Source organism: Arthrobacter sp. Y3221160, assembly GCF_059092585.1.
The window spans coordinates 595,260-611,333 of the sequence record NZ_JBNHHU010000002.1; the positions used below are offsets into that span (position 1 = coordinate 595,260).

Here is a 16,074-nt window from a genome sequence, read left to right on the forward strand (position 1 = left end):
TACAAGGACATCTCCCCTTGCTCAAGGGCTGGAGACGATGCGTGCCGGTTATTTGTCGAAATGGGTTTCGGCCGAGGGAGTTCCGGTGGAGGCGACGATGTCGGAGGCCAGCTCGCGGAGCTTGATGTTGCGGGTGTTGGAGGCTGACTTGAGCATCGCGAAGGCTTCGTCTTGGCTGCACCGGCTTTGGCCCATGATGATCCCGACGGCAACGGCAATGGTCGTTCGTGATTCCAGCGCCGCCTTTAAGTCCGCTTCGGTCTCTCGATGCCGGGCCAGCCGGACCGCCAGGGACAGTGCCTGGGAGGCCTGGTGCGCGTATTGTTCGGCGGCCTTAAGCGCTTCCGCATCAAACCTTTTCGGCATATCGGAGTAGAGGTTCAGCCCCGCGCTGTCCCCGCTCTCGAGCGGAATAGGCACGGCCAGGATGGACCGGATGCCTTCGGCCAGGACGTCCTGGGTGTATTCAGGCCACGTCGTTTCTGCCTCCAGGTCTGCCACGTGGACCACCGTGTGTTCTCGCGCGGCGCGCAGGCACGGTCCGTCTGCGTATTCGTATTGAATCTCGTCCATCTTCTGCGCGCGGTCGCTACTGCTCGCGACCGTACCGGCCTTCTTATGGCGCAGCAGCGTGATGCCGACCAGGAGTTCCTCGCCGGGCCGCGACAAATTGTGCACGGCCAAACGGGCCACCGCGTTGAGGAACGCCTCAATGTCCGCAGTGTCGGCAGCCAGTCCGTGAAGAAAATCCTTGACCGTCGTCTCGGAATCATCATAAATTTCGCGTGCCATGATGCCCTCCACTGATGCTCCGGCGTACGTCCACGCTACACCTCGTGACGCGGGTCACAGCTAGAGCCAGCCGGGTGGAATCTGTTTTACCGGCCCCGGCCTCCCCTCCCTCGCTGATAACGATTCGGAATACCGATCGCTTCAGGCAACTACTTTGCACCAGACCCCGTACGATGCTAAGTGTGCTGTCAAAAGGCCAGCCGGAAAGCAGGAGACGTTGACCAGTACGCCTCATTTAGATCGGGCGGGCACCCTCTTGGGCGGGCGGTACCGGCTCAAGGAACTTATCGGGACCGGAGCGAGCGCACGGGTGTATCGGGCGGAGGATGCCGTCTTGGGGCGGGAGGTCGCCGTCAAGGTCATCCAGCGGCCTTCGATGAACGAGGCAGAGTTCCACCGCGATGACGCGGAAATCAAGCTCCTGGCTCGGCTAAACCACCCCAACCTGGTGATCCTGCTGGACGCGGGCATCGACCGGATGGAAGCGGGGCACCCGCAGATCTACCTGGTGATGGAGCTGATCGAAGGCGCGGACCTGCGCAGGCGGCTGGCGGAGGGGCCGCTGCCGCCGCGCCACGTGGCCCAGATTGGCCACGAGCTGGCCGAGGGAATCGCCTACATCCACAACAACTCGGTGGTCCACCGGGACATCAAGCCCGGCAACATCATGCTTCTCAATGACGACGACGACGCCTCCCGGCTCCGGGCCAAACTCACCGACTTCGGCATCGCCGTCGTGATCTCCGAAGACGCTCATGTGGACGGCATTTACGGGACCGCCGCCTACCTGAGCCCCGAGCAGGCCAAGGGCGAGCCCGCGGGCCCGGCCAGCGATATCTATTCCCTGGGCCTGGTGCTGTTGGAGTGCTTGACCGGCAAGCCCGCCTTTTCCGGTCCGCCGCTGGAGGCAGCGGTTGCCCGGCTGCTGCGTGATCCGGAGATCCCGGCCAGCCTCGGTCCCGACTGGGTGTTGCTGCTGGGCGCCATGACGGCTGCCGACCCGGCGGAACGCCCCACCGGACGGGAGGTGGCGCTGGCGCTGGAGGAGATGGAGCTTTCGCTCCGGGGCAGGCGGAGGCTGTGGGGCAGGCGCCGGCTGGACATCCCCGTCGTGCCGAACCACGGACCCCACCGTCTGAAAGCGGCCGCGCGCTAAGGCTTTCGCGGCCGCTCTGCCGGTCCGGGGCCCGACGCCGGCAGCCCGGCCAAGCGTTCTATCACGCGAAGTCCCGCCGGAGTACCGGACCAGTGTCGGCGCAATGCCTCCGGGCCCGCGGACCGAATCAGCAGCCGCAGGGCCCAGGCCACGACCAGGACGTCGTCGGCATACCCGATGACCGGTAGGAAATCCGGCACCAAGTCAATGGGGCTGGCCAGATAGGCCAGCAGCAGCACGAGCAGAATCCGGACCCGCGCCGGTACCGCGCGGTCCCCCGTCAACCGGCGCAGCAGCCGCAGCAGATCCGGCAGCAGGCGCAGGGCATCACGCATTCCCACCGTCTCCGGATGCTGGCGCGCGTACCACCACAGGCAGGCCAGCAGCACCGCATAGACCAGGACGAGGCCACCGGCAACACCGACCAGCAGGTCAATCCAGTCCACTCTCTGCTCCCTTCCCGGCGCGGCCCCGACGTCGCACTTTTCCTGGCCGCGCTACCGCAACTGTAGGGCAGACAGGGACGTCCATGTGCGGTAGCGTCCAACCATCACGGCGGCCCGGCGAGTGCCGGGGCGGCTTCGGCAATCCTTCGGAGGAACCCATGCTGCGCGGAATGAGTACGGTCAGTTACTACACCCCGGACCTGCCGGCGGCGGTCGAGTGGTACTCCGACCTGCTGGGCACAAAGCCCTACTTTGAGCAGCCGGGCTATGCGGAGTTTCGGGTCGGTGACTACGAGCACGAGCTGGGGCTGATCGACACCATGCACGCTCCGCCCGGACACGCCATCGACCCCGGCGGCGCGATCCTCTACTGGCATGTGGACGATGTGCGGTCCGTGCGGCAGCGCCTGCTGGACAAGGGCGCGAAGGAGCTGGAGCCCGTCACGGAACGCGGCCACGGATTCGTGACGGCCTCGGTCGTGGATCCGTTCGGGAACGTCCTCGGCATCATGCAGAACCCGCACTATCTGGAGATGCTGGGCTCCTCCGCTCCGGCGTCCTGACGTTGAAGCGCCGCAGCCACCGCTGCCCGGGTGGTTGGACCGCCCAGTTCACCGTCACCGTGGTGAGGGCCCAGCGGAAGCGCCGGGCAAACGCGGCCCGGTCGGCGAAGATCCGCCCGGCCGCGCCGACGCGCAGCCCCGGGGCGAACCGGATCCGCGCCCACGGAGCCAGCTGGAAGCTCAGGTCCAGGTCGTCGTGGATGTCCTGCCGGTCGCGATGGATGCCTGCCCTGGCCCGTTCCCAGGCAGTCCGGCGCATGGCGAAGTTCGATCCCCACACCGGGGTGGCCGCCATCGCGAGGCCGGCGCCGAGCCGGTAGCCGGAGCCATAGGCGGCGCTGGCCAGCCGAGCCACAGGCCGCGGCAGGTCGTAGAACCGGCCCGGGCCGGTCAGCGCGTCGAGGCCGGGATCGGCGTCGAAGGCGGCACCGATTCGCGCCAACCAGTCCTCGGGAGGACGGGTGTCGGCGTCGCAGCGGACGATCACCGCGGCGGCGGAGGTGTCGAAGCGGGCGGAGGCGCCGTCGGAACCGGCAGCGGGGGCAGCGAAACTGGGAGCGGCGGCGGCATCGGGCCCTACGCAGGCGGCGTCGAAGCCGGCGACGGCGGCGTCGTAGCCCGCAGCCGCTGCGGCCGGGATGCCGGGGCGTCGTTCGACGACGACGCGGGCCCCCGCCGCCCGTGCCACGTGAGCCGAGGAATCGGTGCAGTTGTTGTCCACGACGATGACCTCGTAGGGGGGACGGGTCTGCCGCTCCAGCAGCGCGAGGCACTCGGCGAGCGCCGCGGCGTCGTCGAGCACCGGGATCACAACGGTCATGATGGTGTGATGCCGGCCCTCCGTGGGACGGGCCTTCGCGGCCCCGTTGTCGGCCCGGGGTTTCACCGGACTCCCGCGTACCAGATCAACAGCATGGTGACCAGGAAACCGATTACATAGTTCAGCCACAGGAACCGTTTCCACCCCGCGTTCGCGGCGGCCGAGCCGGCGTCGTCGATCCCGGCGAAGCGCAGCACGTTGGCCAGGTACGGCAGGGCCAGGAGCCCGCCCAGCGGGCCCGGCCAATCGGTGGCCAGCATCAGCAGTCCGGCAGCAGCATAGGCGGCGGCGGAGACCAGCACGGTGCGGCGGGCGCCCAGCACGGTGCCGATCGACCCGAGCCCGGCCTCGCGGTCCGGGACCACATCCTGGACCGCCCCGAAGGCATGGCTGGCCACGCCCCACAGGAAGTACGCGGCCAGCAGCGACCACAACCCCGGGGTGAACACCGCGCCGGCCAGGACCAGCCCGTAGATAGCGGGCGAGACGAAGTGCGTGCTGGAGGTCAGCGAGTCCAGGAACGGCCGTTCCTTGTACCGCAGCCCCGGCGCGCTGTAGGCGTAGACCGCGGCCAGCGAGACCAGCAGCACCAGGTTGGACGCCACGCTGCCCGCTACCGCCAATACTGCGATGAACGGCACCGTGGCCGCGGCGCTTGCCTGCAGGATCGCGCGGTGTCGGGCCCTGTCCACCACCGCGCCCTCGGCCCCGCCCTTGCGCGGGTTGAGCAGGTCCGATTCGTAGTCGAAGACGTCGTTGATGCCGTACATCGCCAGGTTGTACGGGACCAGGAAGAAGATGGTGCCCACCACCAGGAGCCAGTCGACGCCGCCGGAGGCCAGCAGGTATCCGGCGGCGAAGGGGTAGGCGGTGTTGACCCAGGACACCGGCCGGGAGGTGATGACCAGTTCACGAATCACGACGGTTCCCCTCCCCCGTCGGCTCGGCCGGCCCTCTCATCCGCACGACGGCGGCGCGGGCCCGTGAGCATCAGCCACACCGCGGGCAGCAGCAGCGCCGCACCCAACGGATAGGCAAAGTCCTCGACCGGCGCCAGGCCGATCCTTAGTCCGGCCAGGGCGTGTCCGCCGTAGTCGAACAGCCCGGAGGCGATCATGACGTTGTCGAACACGGCGGTGAGCACCCACAGCGCCGCGACGGACAGGGCGGCCGCCGCGGCTGCCCCGCGGGGTACCCGCCGGGCCAGGACCGCGCCCACTGCCGCCACCACCGCGACGCCGAGGAAGACCGCATTCAGCTCCAGGAAACTCACGCCGCACCACCCCCGGCCGACGCGCCGTCGTCGCGGCTGACCAGCTGCGGCCTGGCCGCGCGGGCCGCCCGCCGGTGCCGGCCCCATGCCAGCAGCCCGGTGAACAGGATCATGGTTTGGTAGCAGAGGAAGGCCAGGAAGAACGCCTCCTCCAGCGGCAACTCCAGGCCCAGCATCAGGCCGGTCATCAGCGGCGAGTCGCGGTGCACAAAGATTCCGAGCGCGATCGCCCAGACGTCCCAAGCCAGGAAGTACGCCAGTCCGATGGCCAGGGTGACGGCCGCCGCGACCGGGCGGGCGAAGAAGAACAGCCTGTAGCGCGCGTCCAGCAATGCCATGCAGCCCAACAGCGCCACCAGGACGGCCAGGTAGATCATGCGCTCCTCCCCGCACCGTCCGATGACGGGGCGGCGCCGGGCGCCGCCGGGTCCGGTTCCGGCAGTGCCCCGGGAGTCCCGATCCCCTGCACGGCCTTGAGCACCAGCTCGGCGCTGATCAGGCACATGGGCACGCCGATGCCCGGCCGGACCGAGCTGCCGGCGTAGTGCAGCCCGTCGACCCGACGGCTCCGGTTGCCGGGGCGGAGGAAGGCGCTCTGCCGCAGGGTGTGTGCCGCACCCAGCGCGCTGCCGCGCCACGCGTTGAATCCGTCCGAGAAGTCCGCCGGGCCGTAGGTGCGCTGGACGGCGATCCGGCCGCGGAGGTTGGCCGCTCCCGCCCAGGCGGCCAGCTGGTCGATGGCGGCGTCCGCGACTGCTTCCACGGCGGCCGCCCCGGACCCGTTGTCGCCGCCCGAGCCCCAGGCCGGCTCAGCCGGCGCGGGAACCAGGATGAACAGGTTCTCGTCCCCGGCCGGCGCCACCCCGGCGTCGGTGGCGCTGGGCTTGCACACGTAGATGGACGTCTCCCGAGCCAGCGCCCGCCCGGAGCGGATGCGGCCGAAGTTCTCCTTCCAGTCCCGGGTGAAGAGCAGGTTGTGGTGGGCCAGCTGCGGCAGCGGCCCGCGCACACCCAGGCAGACCAGCACGGCGCTGGGACCGGGGTCGCGGTGGCGCCACACCCGTTCCGGGTGGCTGCGCAGGTGCGCCGGCAGCAGCCCGGTCTCCACGTGGTGCAGGTCCGCCGCGGCGACGACCACGGCCGCCGACGTCCGGTGTTCGGCGCCGGCGGCGTCGGACCAGAGCACCGCCTCGCAGCGGGCCTTCGCGCCGGACTGCCCGGCGACGATGTGCCGGGCGGTGGCGCGGGTTTCGATCCGGACACCGGCCTCCCGCGCCAGCCGCTCCATCGCATCGATCAGGGCAGCGAACCCGCCCATCGGGTAGTACACGCCGTCGTCGAGGTCCAGGTGGCTCATCAGGTGGTACATCGCCGGCGCCCGGTACGGGCTGGTACCCAGGAACACCGCCGGGTACCCCAACAGCTGATGCAGCCGCGGGTCCGTGAACCGTTCGCGGACGTAACGGTCCAGGCTCCAGCCCAGCAGCTTGGCCAGCCGGGGTGCCCGGCGCAGCACCTGCGGGTGGGCCAGGCCGCGCAGGCTGGCGAAGTCGTCGTACAGGAAGTGTTCCTTGGCCAGCCGGTACGTTTCCGCCGCCTCGTCCAGGTAGCGGTGCAGTGCCGGGCCGGACCCCGGTTGCAGGCCTTCGAACAGTTTCGTCACGTTTGCCCGGCCCGAGCGGACCTCCGTGGCCGCCGGATACCCCTCGAACCAGATCCGGTAGCCGGGGTCCAGCCGCACCAGCTCCAGCTGCTCCGCGGCGCTGGTGCCCATCAGTTTGAACCAGTGGTCGATCACCTCCGGCATCAGGTACCAGGACGGGCCGGTGTCGAAGCGGAAGCCGTCGCGCTCGAGCCGTCCCGCCCGGCCGCCGAGGACGGAACGCTGCTCCAGCAGGGTGACACGGTGCCCCGCCCGGGCCAGCAGCCCGGCCGTTGCCAGTCCCGAGACCCCGCCGCCGATGACCACCACCGGTTGGTCCGAGCCGCCGGCCTTCGACGCCGCACCCGCTGCCCTTCGACGGGCGGTCAGCCTGGACGCGAACGAGGCGGCGCCCATCAGGCGGCGCTCCTTCCGCGCAGCCGCTGGCGGGCCAGGATCCGCAGGGCGATCGCGGCCTTCTGCGGCGTGCCGACGCGCACCCGGCGGGAAAGCAGCTCCTCCGCCGGTATCCGTTCCAGCCGGTCAACCAGCGCGCTGAACAAGGCATGGGCCAGTTCGACGGCGGTGCAGGCACCGGGCGGGAGCAGCGCAATGCCCCGCCCGGCGGCAGCGAGGTCCGCCCGGATATCGGCCACCAGCGCGTGCTTCCGTTGCTCGTCCCACGCCTCGGCGCCCGTCTGCGGGAAGTAACTGCGGCCCAGCTGATCCCGGTCGGCGGCGAGGTCGCGCAGGAAGTTGACCTTTTGGAAGGCGGAGCCCAGCCGGCGGGCGGCGGCGGTGAGCTCGTCGTCCCGGCCGGGCATCGCGCCGGGCATGGTTTGGAACACCCGCAGGCACATCAGGCCCACCACCTCGGCGGAGCCGTAGATGTAGTCCGCCAACGAATCTGCGGTGTGCTCGGCCACCGTGATGTCCGCGCGCATGGAGGCGAAAAACGGCCGGGTCAGGTCGACGCCAATGCCGCACGCGCGGGCGGTCCCGACGAACGCGTGCACCACCATGTTGGTGCTGTAACCGGTCAGCAGCGCGGTTTCGGTCTCGTGTTCCAGCCGGTTCAGCTGGTCGCGCACGGCCGCGGCGTCGAGCCCGGCCTCGGCAGCCGCACCGTCCACCGCTTCGTCGGCCACCCGGACCAGCGCATAGATGTTGGCGATGTGCCGGCGTTCCTCCGGCCCGAGCAGCCGGCACGCTAAGCCGAAGGAGGTGGAATAGCGGGCAATCACGACGCCGGCGCTGCGGCCGGCGGCGTCGGTGTACCGGAGCAGTGGGTTCGGTTTCATGGCCCTAGTTCCCCCTCGCCAGCACCTGGTTGCAGACCCGCGCCAGTTCGCTCCACGCGCCGGCGTCCAGGGACAGGAGGCGGGACTCCTCGAGCGCTTCGTCCACCAGGATGCGGGCGAGCCGCATCGCCTGCGCGTCGGCGCCGCAGGCCGTGAGCGCCGCGCGGACCTCACCGATCCCCGCCTCGCCGCGGCGAAACGCGGCCAGCAGGTCATCGAACCCTTCCGCCTCCGCCGCAAAGGCGGTCAGCACGGTGCGTTTGCCTTCACGCAGGTCGGATTCGGCGGACTTCCCGGTGGTGCCGGGCTCCCCGAAGGTCCCGAGAACGTCGTCCACAATCTGATAGGCCAGCCCGATGCGGCGGCCGACCGCGGCGAGTGCCTCGGCCGGGTGTCGGTCGGCGCCGGCCAACAGCGCCCCGGCTTTCAGCGGCGCCTCGAAGGAGTAGGCTGCCGTCTTCAAACGTTCCATGCCGAGGACGTCGCCCAGTCCGGGGCTTTCCGTCGCCGCCGACAGCAGGACATCATCCAGTTCGCCCGCGGCCGAGGCAAACACGGCGTCGTGGAGAGTTTCCATCAGAACGTTGGCGCACGGCAGCCCGGCGCCGGAGCCGCCGGCCATCCGCAGGGCCCCGGTCAGCAGGAGGTCGCCGGCAATGATCGACGCCGCGTGGCCCAGGTGCTCGGCCTCCAGCCCGGGCAGCCCCTGACCTCTGGCGTCGTCCCGGTACCGGGCCCCGATGGTGGGCAGGCCGCGGCGGACGAAGTCCCTGTCGATGACGTCGTCGTGCACCACCAGCGCGGTGTGAAGCAGCTCGAATGCAGCGCCCAGCCGGGCGCAGCGGCGCGGATCCTCGCCGCCGAAGGACCGGTAGGCGAACTGCACCATCCTGGGCCGCAACCGCTTGCCGCCGTCCAGCGCAGCCTCAATGCGGTCCCACAGCACGGGGAAAGTGCGCGAGAGCGTGCCGGCCCGGCTGCGGTTCCCTGCCGTGAAACGCTGAAGCTCCGCTTCCACTAGGGGACCTACGCGTCGCCAGCCGCAGGGGTCCGACGCTGCCTCGGCGGCCGCGCGGCTTTCGGCGTTCAGAGTCATGACTGACCTTCTCCCCAAGGTTGGGAGCACCCTGGCTGCCCCCGTCACTTCTGCACTTCGTTGTTCCATAGTGTGCGGCACCGGGCCCCGGTGCGCGACCATTGCCCGCAATTGGCGGGGTCAGGATCCCCAAGTAGTCGGCCGGTTTGGCGGGCCCCGGCGCCGATATCCGGCAGAGGCTTGCCAGCGGCGGCCCCATCATGGAACGTAGTAAGCACACTTAGCATCGTTGGGGTAAATCGTCCGGACCCCGACGTCACGTGAGGCCGGTCAGGCTTCCTCACCCTAAGGAACAAACCATGACACCAACACCGCAACAGCCGGTCACCGATGACAGCATCAAGGTCCGCCAGCTCAGCCACTACCAGTTCACCTGGGTAGCCGGCGAGCCGGGGGCCCGCGGCACCTGGACCCTGCAACTGGTCCTGGACCAGGGCGCGTGGGAAGAGGTGCTGACGCTGGACGCCGACGACGCCGACAACCTCCAGGACCTCCTCTCCACCGCGGAGACCGTGTACTACGACATCGCCCGCCGCACGCTGATGTTCGGCACCACCAAGGCCGGCCACCACTAGCCACGGGCGGCGGTGGAACCAGCCGGGCGCTAAACCGTCAACGGTTTCCGCGGCGGGGGCTGTGCTGAGATGCTGGTGGCGTGACAACAATCTCGACCGAACCGCCCCGGACCACGCTGAGCTGGAAACTGGTGCCGGCGCTGCTCCTCTCGGCGTCCGGCGTGCTGCTATTTGCCGTCGAGAATGGGCCCCTCGGCTACGGCCTGCTCGCGCTGAGCGTGGCCACGGCGGGGCTGATTGACCGGGAGTTTGTGCGGCATCTTGCGCTGATCGCGGCCGGGATGCTGATCATCAGCCTGGTACCCCTGAACGCCGACCTGAGCCTCGGGCACATGGCCCTGATGGGCGGCGCCCTCGCGCTGGCCGTCCTGGTGCCGTGGCTGGTGTCGAGGTTTGTCTACCGGGAGAAGATCATCAGGTTTCCGGTGAACACGGGCCGCAAATGGCCGTTGTCCGCCAAGCTGTACCTCATCGGCGTCGTGGCGCTCGGCTACTTCATCCTGCCGGTGTACCTGGTCAGCACGGGCGTTTACCAAAACTGGCCGGATGCCTCCGACCCCACCATCTTCTGGCGGCTCTTTCTCGGCGTGAACGCCGTCGGCATCTGGGACGAACTGTTCTTCATCTGCACCACCTTCACGCTGCTGCGCCGGCATTTTCCCGACTGGCTGGCCAACCTCCTTCAGGCCGTCGTGTTCTCGTCCTTCCTGTGGGAGATCGGCTACCAGGCGTGGGGGCCGCTCCTGACCTTCCCGTTCGCGCTGCTGCAGGGCTATACGTTCAAGCTGACGAAGTCGTTCACCTACGTGGTATCCGTGCACCTGATCTTCGACTTCGTGCTGTTCCTGGCGCTCGTGCACGCGCACAACCGCGACTGGCTGCCGATCTTCCTGTACTGACCGTGCCGCTCCCGCGCACACCAGGACGTAGAGGGGCCGGGGCACTGGGACGCGAAGGGGCCCCCGGCACACAGGACACAAAGGGGCCCGGCGGCACCCCTGTGCGGGGTGCCGCCGGGCCCTGGATGCGGCGAGGCGCGCCGGAGCGCGCCGCCGGCCTACTTGGTCTTCTTGGCCGCGCCCTTTTCGGTCCTGGCGCCTTCGGTCGCCAGTTCACCGGCGCTGTTTTCCAGATGTGCGCGCATGAACCACTGGAAGAGCTCCAGCTCGGCGGTCTGGCCGATCAGCATGTCCTCCGTGACCGGATCGATCTCGCCGACGGTTTCGATGGCCTCGCGGTGGTCGGAAATCACGCCGTTGTACACGACGTCCAGGGCGGCCAGGTGCTCGGCGGTCCCGGCACGGTGGATGTCGTAGTCGTCCCAACTGCGCTCTTTGACCAGGGCGCCGGGCAAACCGTTCGGCGAGACGCCCAGGGTGGCGATGCGCTCGGCGGTCTCGTCGATCATCGCGCGGACCTTTTCGATCTGCGGGTCCAGCATTTCGTGGACGCCGATGAAGTCGCGGCCCACCACGTTCCAATGTGCGTGCTTGAGCGTCAGCTGCAGGTCGTTGAGGGCGTGAAGCCGCATCTGCAAGAGGTCGGCGACCTTGACACCCTCTTCAAGTTCGAGCCCCGGTACGGTGTAGCTTGCCTTCGATCGGTTCGTTTCCGCCATGAGAAACCTCCTTGTGTAGGTGCTGCCGCTTGTCGGCGTGCTGCTATTCCCAACCTAGCCATGGCCGGCGGTTTCGTCCCGTCGGCGGCGCGTCCGTCAGCCAAGGGCGAAATTCAGCACCCTTACTAATCTCCCGGGGCTCCCCTGGCAATGAACCGGATGACGACGGCGGAGAGCAGCACCGCCGCGGCGCAGATGCCGGCCGCAATCGCGGTGCCTTCGTCCACCAACCCCCCGTCCAGACGCCCGACGGCAATCCAGGCCAGGCCCCAGGCGGTGGCCAGCGCAGGCGCGAGCCGGCCGCGGCTGTACAGGGCGGTTCCGACGCCCACCGCCGCCGCGACGGCAAGCACGATGGAGGACAGCAAGGTGACCGGCAGCCCCAGGCCGTCCAGCCCGGACGCGGCGAGGACGGCGGAGGTGTTGGCGACCGTGGCCACGGTGACCCAGCCCAGATACAACCCGAAGGTGCCGTCGGTGATCAGGGTGTCCAGCCACGCGCCGGACGTCGACCAGACCAGCAGCACGAGGATGCGCGCCAGCACCGCCAGCAGGACAACGATCACCGTGAGGCTGAACACCAACAGGCCGGCCTGCACCACCCAGATCCAGGCAGCGTTCAGGAGCATGGCCGCCACCGCCCAGGGACGCAGGGCCGCGTGTCGTTCCGACTGCCGCTGGGCCGGCAACAGTTGCCACACCGCGTAGGCCAGCAGGCCCAGGTAAATGAGCGACCAGATGCGGAAGGCGGCCGAGGCCGGGGCCAGCGGCGTCGAGTCCTCATTCAGCCAACCCCCTGCCGCCTCCTGGATCGGCGTTCCCATAAGCGCCCCGCTGCCCCAAAAGGCGGCAACGATGGCCGCCAGGGAACTGGCCAACACCAGGATCGGCACGGCCCGCCCGGTCCTCGTCTCCGTTTTCTGCTGCATGGTTCCTCCGGCTGTCGACGGATGTTCGGGTGCGCTGCGGGACCTTCCTGTCGTTACCGGAGGGACGGCTAGGTGTCGAGGGTGCCGCGGACTATGCTGACGCTGGAGTGCTCGGGGTTTCCGTCCAGCGGTTCGTCCGAAACGTCGACGATGGGGAACTTCGACAGGTCCAGTCCGTCCGGGATGGCGAACCTGCCGGTGTCCGAGTCCATCACACCGAGGCTGACCAGGGCGGACAAATCCGGTGCTATCAACCACACCTCCTGGTATCCCTGCGCCTCGTTCTCGCTCAGCCTGATCTCGAGTTCCCTGGTGCCGTTGGCTTCCACTACCCGGGCCGTTCCGGTGGCCGCGTATGTCTCCAGCGGTTCCAACTGCGCCTGCGCCAGCGTGGCGGCGTTGCGGGTGACGCCCCAGGAGATGCCGATGGCGGCGACGATCGCCACCGCGGCCGCCGCGGCCAGCCAGGCGGGCAGGTGCCGGGAGGACACGCGCCGGGAGGACGGAGGCCCGGCGGGGAGGCGCCGGGCAGCCTTGGGCTTGGCAGATACCCCCCGGGATGAGGCGGTCCGGGCCGGCCGGCGCCCGGCCGGCGCTGTTTCCGTACGACCCTGCAATGGGTCCGCGGCCAGTTCAGGGGAAAGCGCGAGTTCCCGGTGAATGGTTTCCCACACCGCCGGGCCGGGCGGCTCCAGGGTTGGTTCGGGGTTGGCCCTCACCGTCTCCACCGCCCGCCGCAGCGCTTGGTACTCCTCCGCGCACTGGCTGCAGCGGCGCAGATGGTCCCTGTCCGATTGGTTGCCGACGGCGTCGTCCAGCGCCAGCAGGCTGATCAGTTCCGGTTCAAGATGCTGCATGGTCGACCTCCAATCGGCTCCTCAGGTGGTGCAAACTGCGATGAATATGGCTCTTGACGGTACCAACGGGAAGGTCCAGCCGGTGGGAAATCTGCTCGTGGGTCAGATCCTCGTAGAACGCCAGGCGCATGATGGAGCCCTTGGGTTCGCCCAGCCGTTCCAGCTCATCGTCCAGCAGCAGGCGGTCTGCGAGGACCTCCGGCGACTGGGAGTCCCGGGCGAATTCGGGGTCGGGCATGACCGCCGAAACGGCCCGCAGTTTGTGCTGCTCGCGGGCGGCGGAAGAATACGCGTCGGCGATGGCGCGGCGGGTGATCCCCACGATCCATGCGGGCAACCGGCCGAGCGCGGGATCGAATCCTTCCCGCGATCGCCACGCCCGGATGAATACTTCCTGGGTGATATCGTCCGCCGCAGACTTGTCTTGCAGGGCCCTGGAGGCCAGCGTGTGGACGAGCGGGGCCAGGTGCCGGTAGGCATCGGCGATGGCAGCCTCCTCACCCGCCGCGAAGGCTGCGTCGATGTTCGTGTCCCACGCTTCGAAAGGATGAGGTACCAAGCCTGCGTCCTTCCGGTTGGTCGGAGGAAACGCCACGCGAACAGTTGTTGCGGGACCGGAAAAGTCAGTCGGGAACTGCCGTGACAACCACATTGTGGCTGTAATCCTCTCGCGCGTCCAGCCATTGGCCACCGCAGGTGACCAGCTTGAGCAGCGGTTGTCCATCGCGGCGGAAGATGCCGTTTCCGTCGAAATCGTCCTTGTCCATCAGCGCCACCTCGGTAACGCGGTAGGTCACGGGACCGGCGGCAGCCCGTTCCACCGTGATGCGGGTGCCCTGCTCCAGCTGCCTCAGTTCGGAGAAGGGAGCCAGGCCCGCCAAGGTGTCAACGTGGGCCGCTATGACCGCGGTCCCCGTCCGGTCGCCCGGCGCGGCACCGTAGCGGTACCAACCCGCCTGCTCCACCGACTCGGGGATCTCCATGGCGTTACCCGTTGTGACGCCGACGTCGACGACGCTCACATCGATTGACGTGCCGGCCACGACCAGCCGGGTGGGCGGCGTCTCCTGATTGGCGGCGGTCAGTGGTGCGGCCAGCCGCACCGGAATGTCGGCAGGGTCGGGGATCTTGTCGACCGCCGGGACCGCGGTTTCACCCGGCCCTGCGGGGTTTCCAACAGCTGCCGGGGAGGCCGCCGGAACCAGTTGCCGGCCCGCGGCGGGCTGCATCGGTGCGGCGCAGCCGGTAGCGGCGATCAAGACGCCGCAGCACAGGAGCCCTGCGCGGGTGCCCATCGTCGTCGTCGGTACGGTTGTCATGATTCTTTCCTCGAGGGGTGGTTGCAGGTGCCGAAGCGATGGTTGCCGGTGCTAAAGCGATGGAAGCCGGCGGCGCCCCGGGCTGGCGCCGCCGGCTTCTTTTCGGACCCGTCGCAGTTAGTCGGTGGTGCGAACCGCTTGCTTGCGACGGGCGACTGCGCCGGTGCCGAGGAGCAGCAGCACTGCTCCGCCGGCAACCGCGGCGATGGTGTAGTCCGGGCCGGCCTCTGCGGCCGCGCCCGACATGCCGCCCGGCACGGCGCCCGGCGCGGAATGCAGTCCTTCGATGTTCTGCACCGCAAGGGCCAGGTTGCCGTCATTCAGGCTGCCCCAGGCGTAGACAATCGTGTGGGTGCCCTCCGCCACCGGCACGTCGGCCGGCCCGATCACCGGTTCGGTGGTGCCCGCCGCGGCCACCGCAGCGGAGATGGTGCCCGGGTCGAGGGTGAGGGTTTGCTCGTCCGGGTTGGACAGGCCCTGGATCACCGGGGATCCTCCGGCCAGCACGTCGACGGCGGGGGCGGCGGCCGTGTGGCGCACGGTCAGCTTGCCCTTGCCGGCCTCAATGGCCGAGACGTCGTTGGTGAAAAGGTTGGCGGTGGGATTGCCCTCGGCGTCCAGGTTGGCCACGGCGGTGTAGTTACCGCCGCCTTCCAGTTGGACATCCACCGGGCCGATGGCGGGGCTGTCGGCGTTCTCGGCGTCCGAGGCGGTGATGGCCAGCGAGTACTCGCCCGCAGGCAGTGCCAGCGGACCGGCCAGGTCGCCGGGAGCGAAGTCATCCAGCGTCCGTTCGCCGTTCACCCACACGTCCACGGTCAAATCGGGGACGCCGTGCAGGACCGAGAGCTGGGCTTCCTGTTCGGCCGCCTGGGCGGGACTTGCCGCGCCGAGTGCCAGAAGCCCCAGGGCTGAAACCGTAACGATGCTCTTGCGCATTTTGTTCTCCTTCAACGGCCCGGGTGCTCCGGGCTGATCGGTGCTTACACCCCTACTACTGTCCGGGCGGGGTATTTGGATGCACTTTCATGAAAATTTTTTTTGGCGGCGTCTCTCCCCTCGGGATGCGCCCCGCCGTCGTACATCCCGGTTGAGTGGAGAGCCGCCGGAGACGCTAAGTTTTTCCTATGGCTACGGAAGACCGCGTTAACGAACATTCAAAGGGCCGGACCGAGACCTTCGAGGAGAAGCTGGACCGGAATTGGAACGAGCTGCTGCAGGAGCTGCGGGTGATGCAGACCGGCGCGCAGATCATCACCGCGTTCCTGATGACGCTTCCGTTCCAGAGCCGCTTCAGCGATCTGGCCCCGTACCAGGTGAGCCTGTACATCGCGCTGCTGGTGCTTGCGGCGCTCATGACCGGCGTGATCCTCACGCCGGTGGCGATCCACCGCCAGCTGTTCGGGCTGCACCTCAAAGACGCGACCGTGGCGCACGGGCACCGGATCGTGAGGGTCGCAGTGCTGGGGATCGGGCTGCTGGCCACCGGTTGTGTGGCGTTCATCGTGGACGTGATCGCCGGCGACGTCCCTGCCCTGGCGGTGGGCGGCGGCGTGCTGGTGGCGATGTTCTTCCTGCTGTGGATCCTGCCGTACCTGCTGCGGCGCGGGCTGAGCGGCGCAGAGCCCCGCTCCAGGGACTGACCGTCCGGCGCTTTCCGGGCCCTTGACCCCGTGACAGGGCCCGG

At 68.9% G+C, this 16,074-nt stretch carries 20 protein-coding genes; 5 read left to right on the forward strand and 15 right to left on the reverse strand.

Features of this window, described 5'->3' with window-relative positions; genetic code table 11:
- Positions 1 to 48: 48 nt before the first annotated feature.
- Positions 49 to 804, reverse strand: coding sequence for an ANTAR domain-containing protein (locus AC5RWG_RS15650; RefSeq protein ID WP_494167317.1), 756 nt, complete (start codon positions 802 to 804; stop codon positions 49 to 51).
- Positions 805 to 1,048: 244 nt separating this feature from the next.
- Here AC5RWG_RS15650 and AC5RWG_RS15655 point away from each other — a divergent pair, with 244 nt between their 5' ends.
- Positions 1,049 to 1,948 carry a serine/threonine-protein kinase gene (locus AC5RWG_RS15655; RefSeq protein ID WP_494167415.1) on the forward strand — a complete coding sequence of 300 codons (900 nt, stop codon included), beginning with the start codon at positions 1,049 to 1,051 and terminating at the stop codon, positions 1,946 to 1,948.
- On the opposite strand, the gene AC5RWG_RS15660 is transcribed toward AC5RWG_RS15655, so the two are convergent.
- The gene (locus AC5RWG_RS15660) at positions 1,945 to 2,394 is read right to left on the reverse strand and encodes a YkvA family protein (protein ID WP_494167318.1); all 450 of its coding nucleotides are present in this window, start codon (positions 2,392 to 2,394) and stop codon (positions 1,945 to 1,947) included. The genes AC5RWG_RS15655 and AC5RWG_RS15660 overlap by 4 nt on opposite strands.
- A gap of 170 nt (positions 2,395 to 2,564) precedes the next feature.
- Between AC5RWG_RS15660 and AC5RWG_RS15665 the strand changes: the two genes are divergently transcribed.
- Positions 2,565 to 2,957, forward strand: a complete 393-nt coding sequence (locus AC5RWG_RS15665; protein ID WP_494100973.1) for a VOC family protein — start codon at positions 2,565 to 2,567, stop codon at positions 2,955 to 2,957.
- Here AC5RWG_RS15665 and AC5RWG_RS15670 read toward each other — a convergent pair.
- The 7 genes from AC5RWG_RS15670 to AC5RWG_RS15700 all read right to left on the reverse strand — a co-directional run bounded on the left by AC5RWG_RS15670 (position 2,902) and on the right by AC5RWG_RS15700 (position 9,089).
- The gene (locus AC5RWG_RS15670) at positions 2,902 to 3,777 is read right to left on the reverse strand and encodes a glycosyltransferase family 2 protein (protein WP_494100992.1); all 876 of its coding nucleotides are present in this window, start codon (positions 3,775 to 3,777) and stop codon (positions 2,902 to 2,904) included. The two genes, AC5RWG_RS15665 and AC5RWG_RS15670, sit on opposite strands and share 56 nt — an antisense overlap.
- 62 nt (positions 3,778 to 3,839) lie before the next feature.
- Positions 3,840 to 4,697, reverse strand: a complete 858-nt coding sequence (locus AC5RWG_RS15675) for a prenyltransferase (protein WP_494167319.1) — start codon at positions 4,695 to 4,697, stop codon at positions 3,840 to 3,842.
- Complete coding sequence (locus tag AC5RWG_RS15680; RefSeq protein ID WP_494100971.1) at positions 4,694 to 5,050, reverse strand: lycopene cyclase domain-containing protein; 357 nt, start codon at positions 5,048 to 5,050, stop codon at positions 4,694 to 4,696. Before AC5RWG_RS15680 ends, AC5RWG_RS15675 begins: the two co-directional genes overlap by 4 nt.
- The gene (locus tag AC5RWG_RS15685; RefSeq protein WP_494100970.1) at positions 5,047 to 5,427 is read right to left on the reverse strand and encodes a lycopene cyclase domain-containing protein; all 381 of its coding nucleotides are present in this window, start codon (positions 5,425 to 5,427) and stop codon (positions 5,047 to 5,049) included. The genes AC5RWG_RS15680 and AC5RWG_RS15685 overlap by 4 nt, the downstream gene beginning before the upstream one ends.
- A complete protein-coding gene (crtI, locus tag AC5RWG_RS15690) occupies positions 5,424 to 7,109 on the reverse strand; it encodes a phytoene desaturase family protein (protein WP_494167320.1) in 1,686 nt (561 codons plus the stop codon). Before crtI ends, AC5RWG_RS15685 begins: the two co-directional genes overlap by 4 nt.
- The gene (locus AC5RWG_RS15695) at positions 7,109 to 7,993 is read right to left on the reverse strand and encodes a phytoene/squalene synthase family protein (protein WP_494167321.1); all 885 of its coding nucleotides are present in this window, start codon (positions 7,991 to 7,993) and stop codon (positions 7,109 to 7,111) included. Before AC5RWG_RS15695 ends, crtI begins: the two co-directional genes overlap by 1 nt.
- A 4-nt stretch (positions 7,994 to 7,997) precedes the next feature.
- Entirely contained in the window at positions 7,998 to 9,089 is a 1,092-nt protein-coding gene (locus tag AC5RWG_RS15700; RefSeq protein WP_494167322.1) for a polyprenyl synthetase family protein, read from the reverse strand.
- Between the two features lie 299 nt (positions 9,090 to 9,388).
- Here AC5RWG_RS15700 and AC5RWG_RS15705 point away from each other — a divergent pair, with 299 nt between their 5' ends.
- Both AC5RWG_RS15705 and AC5RWG_RS15710 read left to right on the forward strand, forming a co-directional pair.
- Positions 9,389 to 9,664 (forward strand): hypothetical protein, encoded by a 276-nt coding sequence (locus AC5RWG_RS15705; RefSeq protein WP_494001649.1) that lies wholly within the window; start codon positions 9,389 to 9,391, stop codon positions 9,662 to 9,664.
- Between the two features lie 80 nt (positions 9,665 to 9,744).
- A complete protein-coding gene (locus AC5RWG_RS15710) occupies positions 9,745 to 10,563 on the forward strand; it encodes a CPBP family intramembrane glutamic endopeptidase (RefSeq protein ID WP_494167323.1) in 819 nt (272 codons plus the stop codon).
- 158 nt (positions 10,564 to 10,721) lie between these two features.
- Here the strand turns inward: AC5RWG_RS15710 and AC5RWG_RS15715 are convergent, their stop codons facing one another.
- The 6 genes from AC5RWG_RS15715 to AC5RWG_RS15740 all read right to left on the reverse strand — a co-directional run bounded on the left by AC5RWG_RS15715 (position 10,722) and on the right by AC5RWG_RS15740 (position 15,326).
- A complete protein-coding gene (locus tag AC5RWG_RS15715; protein WP_494001651.1) occupies positions 10,722 to 11,282 on the reverse strand; it encodes a Dps family protein in 561 nt (186 codons plus the stop codon).
- A 125-nt stretch (positions 11,283 to 11,407) separates the two neighbouring features.
- Positions 11,408 to 12,211: a TspO-related membrane protein gene (locus AC5RWG_RS15720; RefSeq protein WP_494167324.1), complete on the reverse strand. Its 804-nt coding sequence runs from the start codon at positions 12,209 to 12,211 to the stop codon at positions 11,408 to 11,410.
- A gap of 68 nt (positions 12,212 to 12,279) precedes the next feature.
- Complete coding sequence (locus tag AC5RWG_RS15725; RefSeq protein WP_494023485.1) at positions 12,280 to 13,068, reverse strand: anti-sigma factor; 789 nt, start codon at positions 13,066 to 13,068, stop codon at positions 12,280 to 12,282.
- Complete coding sequence (locus AC5RWG_RS15730) at positions 13,055 to 13,627, reverse strand: RNA polymerase sigma factor (protein ID WP_494001654.1); 573 nt, start codon at positions 13,625 to 13,627, stop codon at positions 13,055 to 13,057. The genes AC5RWG_RS15725 and AC5RWG_RS15730 overlap by 14 nt, the downstream gene beginning before the upstream one ends.
- 64 nt (positions 13,628 to 13,691) lie before the next feature.
- A complete protein-coding gene (locus AC5RWG_RS15735; RefSeq protein WP_494167325.1) occupies positions 13,692 to 14,387 on the reverse strand; it encodes a class F sortase in 696 nt (231 codons plus the stop codon).
- A 117-nt stretch (positions 14,388 to 14,504) separates the two neighbouring features.
- Positions 14,505 to 15,326, reverse strand: coding sequence for a DUF4397 domain-containing protein (locus AC5RWG_RS15740; RefSeq protein WP_494073449.1), 822 nt, complete (start codon positions 15,324 to 15,326; stop codon positions 14,505 to 14,507).
- Between the two features lie 188 nt (positions 15,327 to 15,514).
- Between AC5RWG_RS15740 and AC5RWG_RS15745 the strand changes: the two genes are divergently transcribed.
- The gene (locus AC5RWG_RS15745; RefSeq protein ID WP_494014587.1) at positions 15,515 to 16,030 is read left to right on the forward strand and encodes a DUF6328 family protein; all 516 of its coding nucleotides are present in this window, start codon (positions 15,515 to 15,517) and stop codon (positions 16,028 to 16,030) included.
- The last annotated feature ends 44 nt before the right edge of the window (positions 16,031 to 16,074 follow it).

Excerpts from the sequence above, each read along its gene's own strand:
- AC5RWG_RS15685 (WP_494100970.1), bottom strand. The coding sequence starts at position 5,427 with ATGATCTACCTGGCCGTCCTGGTGGCGCTGTTGGGCTGCATGGCATTG.
- AC5RWG_RS15670 (WP_494100992.1), bottom strand. The coding sequence starts at position 3,777 with ATGACCGTTGTGATCCCGGTGCTCGACGACGCCGCGGCGCTCGCCGAG.
- AC5RWG_RS15720 (WP_494167324.1), bottom strand. The coding sequence starts at position 12,211 with ATGCAGCAGAAAACGGAGACGAGGACCGGGCGGGCCGTGCCGATCCTG.
- AC5RWG_RS15665 (WP_494100973.1), top strand. The coding sequence starts at position 2,565 with ATGAGTACGGTCAGTTACTACACCCCGGACCTGCCGGCGGCGGTCGAG.
- AC5RWG_RS15700 (WP_494167322.1), bottom strand. The coding sequence starts at position 9,089 with ATGACTCTGAACGCCGAAAGCCGCGCGGCCGCCGAGGCAGCGTCGGAC.
- AC5RWG_RS15735 (WP_494167325.1), bottom strand. The coding sequence starts at position 14,387 with ATGACAACCGTACCGACGACGACGATGGGCACCCGCGCAGGGCTCCTG.
- AC5RWG_RS15695 (WP_494167321.1), bottom strand. The coding sequence starts at position 7,993 with ATGAAACCGAACCCACTGCTCCGGTACACCGACGCCGCCGGCCGCAGC.
- AC5RWG_RS15715 (WP_494001651.1), bottom strand. The coding sequence starts at position 11,282 with ATGGCGGAAACGAACCGATCGAAGGCAAGCTACACCGTACCGGGGCTC.
- crtI (WP_494167320.1), bottom strand. The coding sequence starts at position 7,109 with ATGGGCGCCGCCTCGTTCGCGTCCAGGCTGACCGCCCGTCGAAGGGCA.
- AC5RWG_RS15745 (WP_494014587.1), top strand. The coding sequence starts at position 15,515 with ATGGCTACGGAAGACCGCGTTAACGAACATTCAAAGGGCCGGACCGAG.
- AC5RWG_RS15705 (WP_494001649.1), top strand. The coding sequence starts at position 9,389 with ATGACACCAACACCGCAACAGCCGGTCACCGATGACAGCATCAAGGTC.
- AC5RWG_RS15740 (WP_494073449.1), bottom strand. The coding sequence starts at position 15,326 with ATGCGCAAGAGCATCGTTACGGTTTCAGCCCTGGGGCTTCTGGCACTC.
- AC5RWG_RS15725 (WP_494023485.1), bottom strand. The coding sequence starts at position 13,068 with ATGCAGCATCTTGAACCGGAACTGATCAGCCTGCTGGCGCTGGACGAC.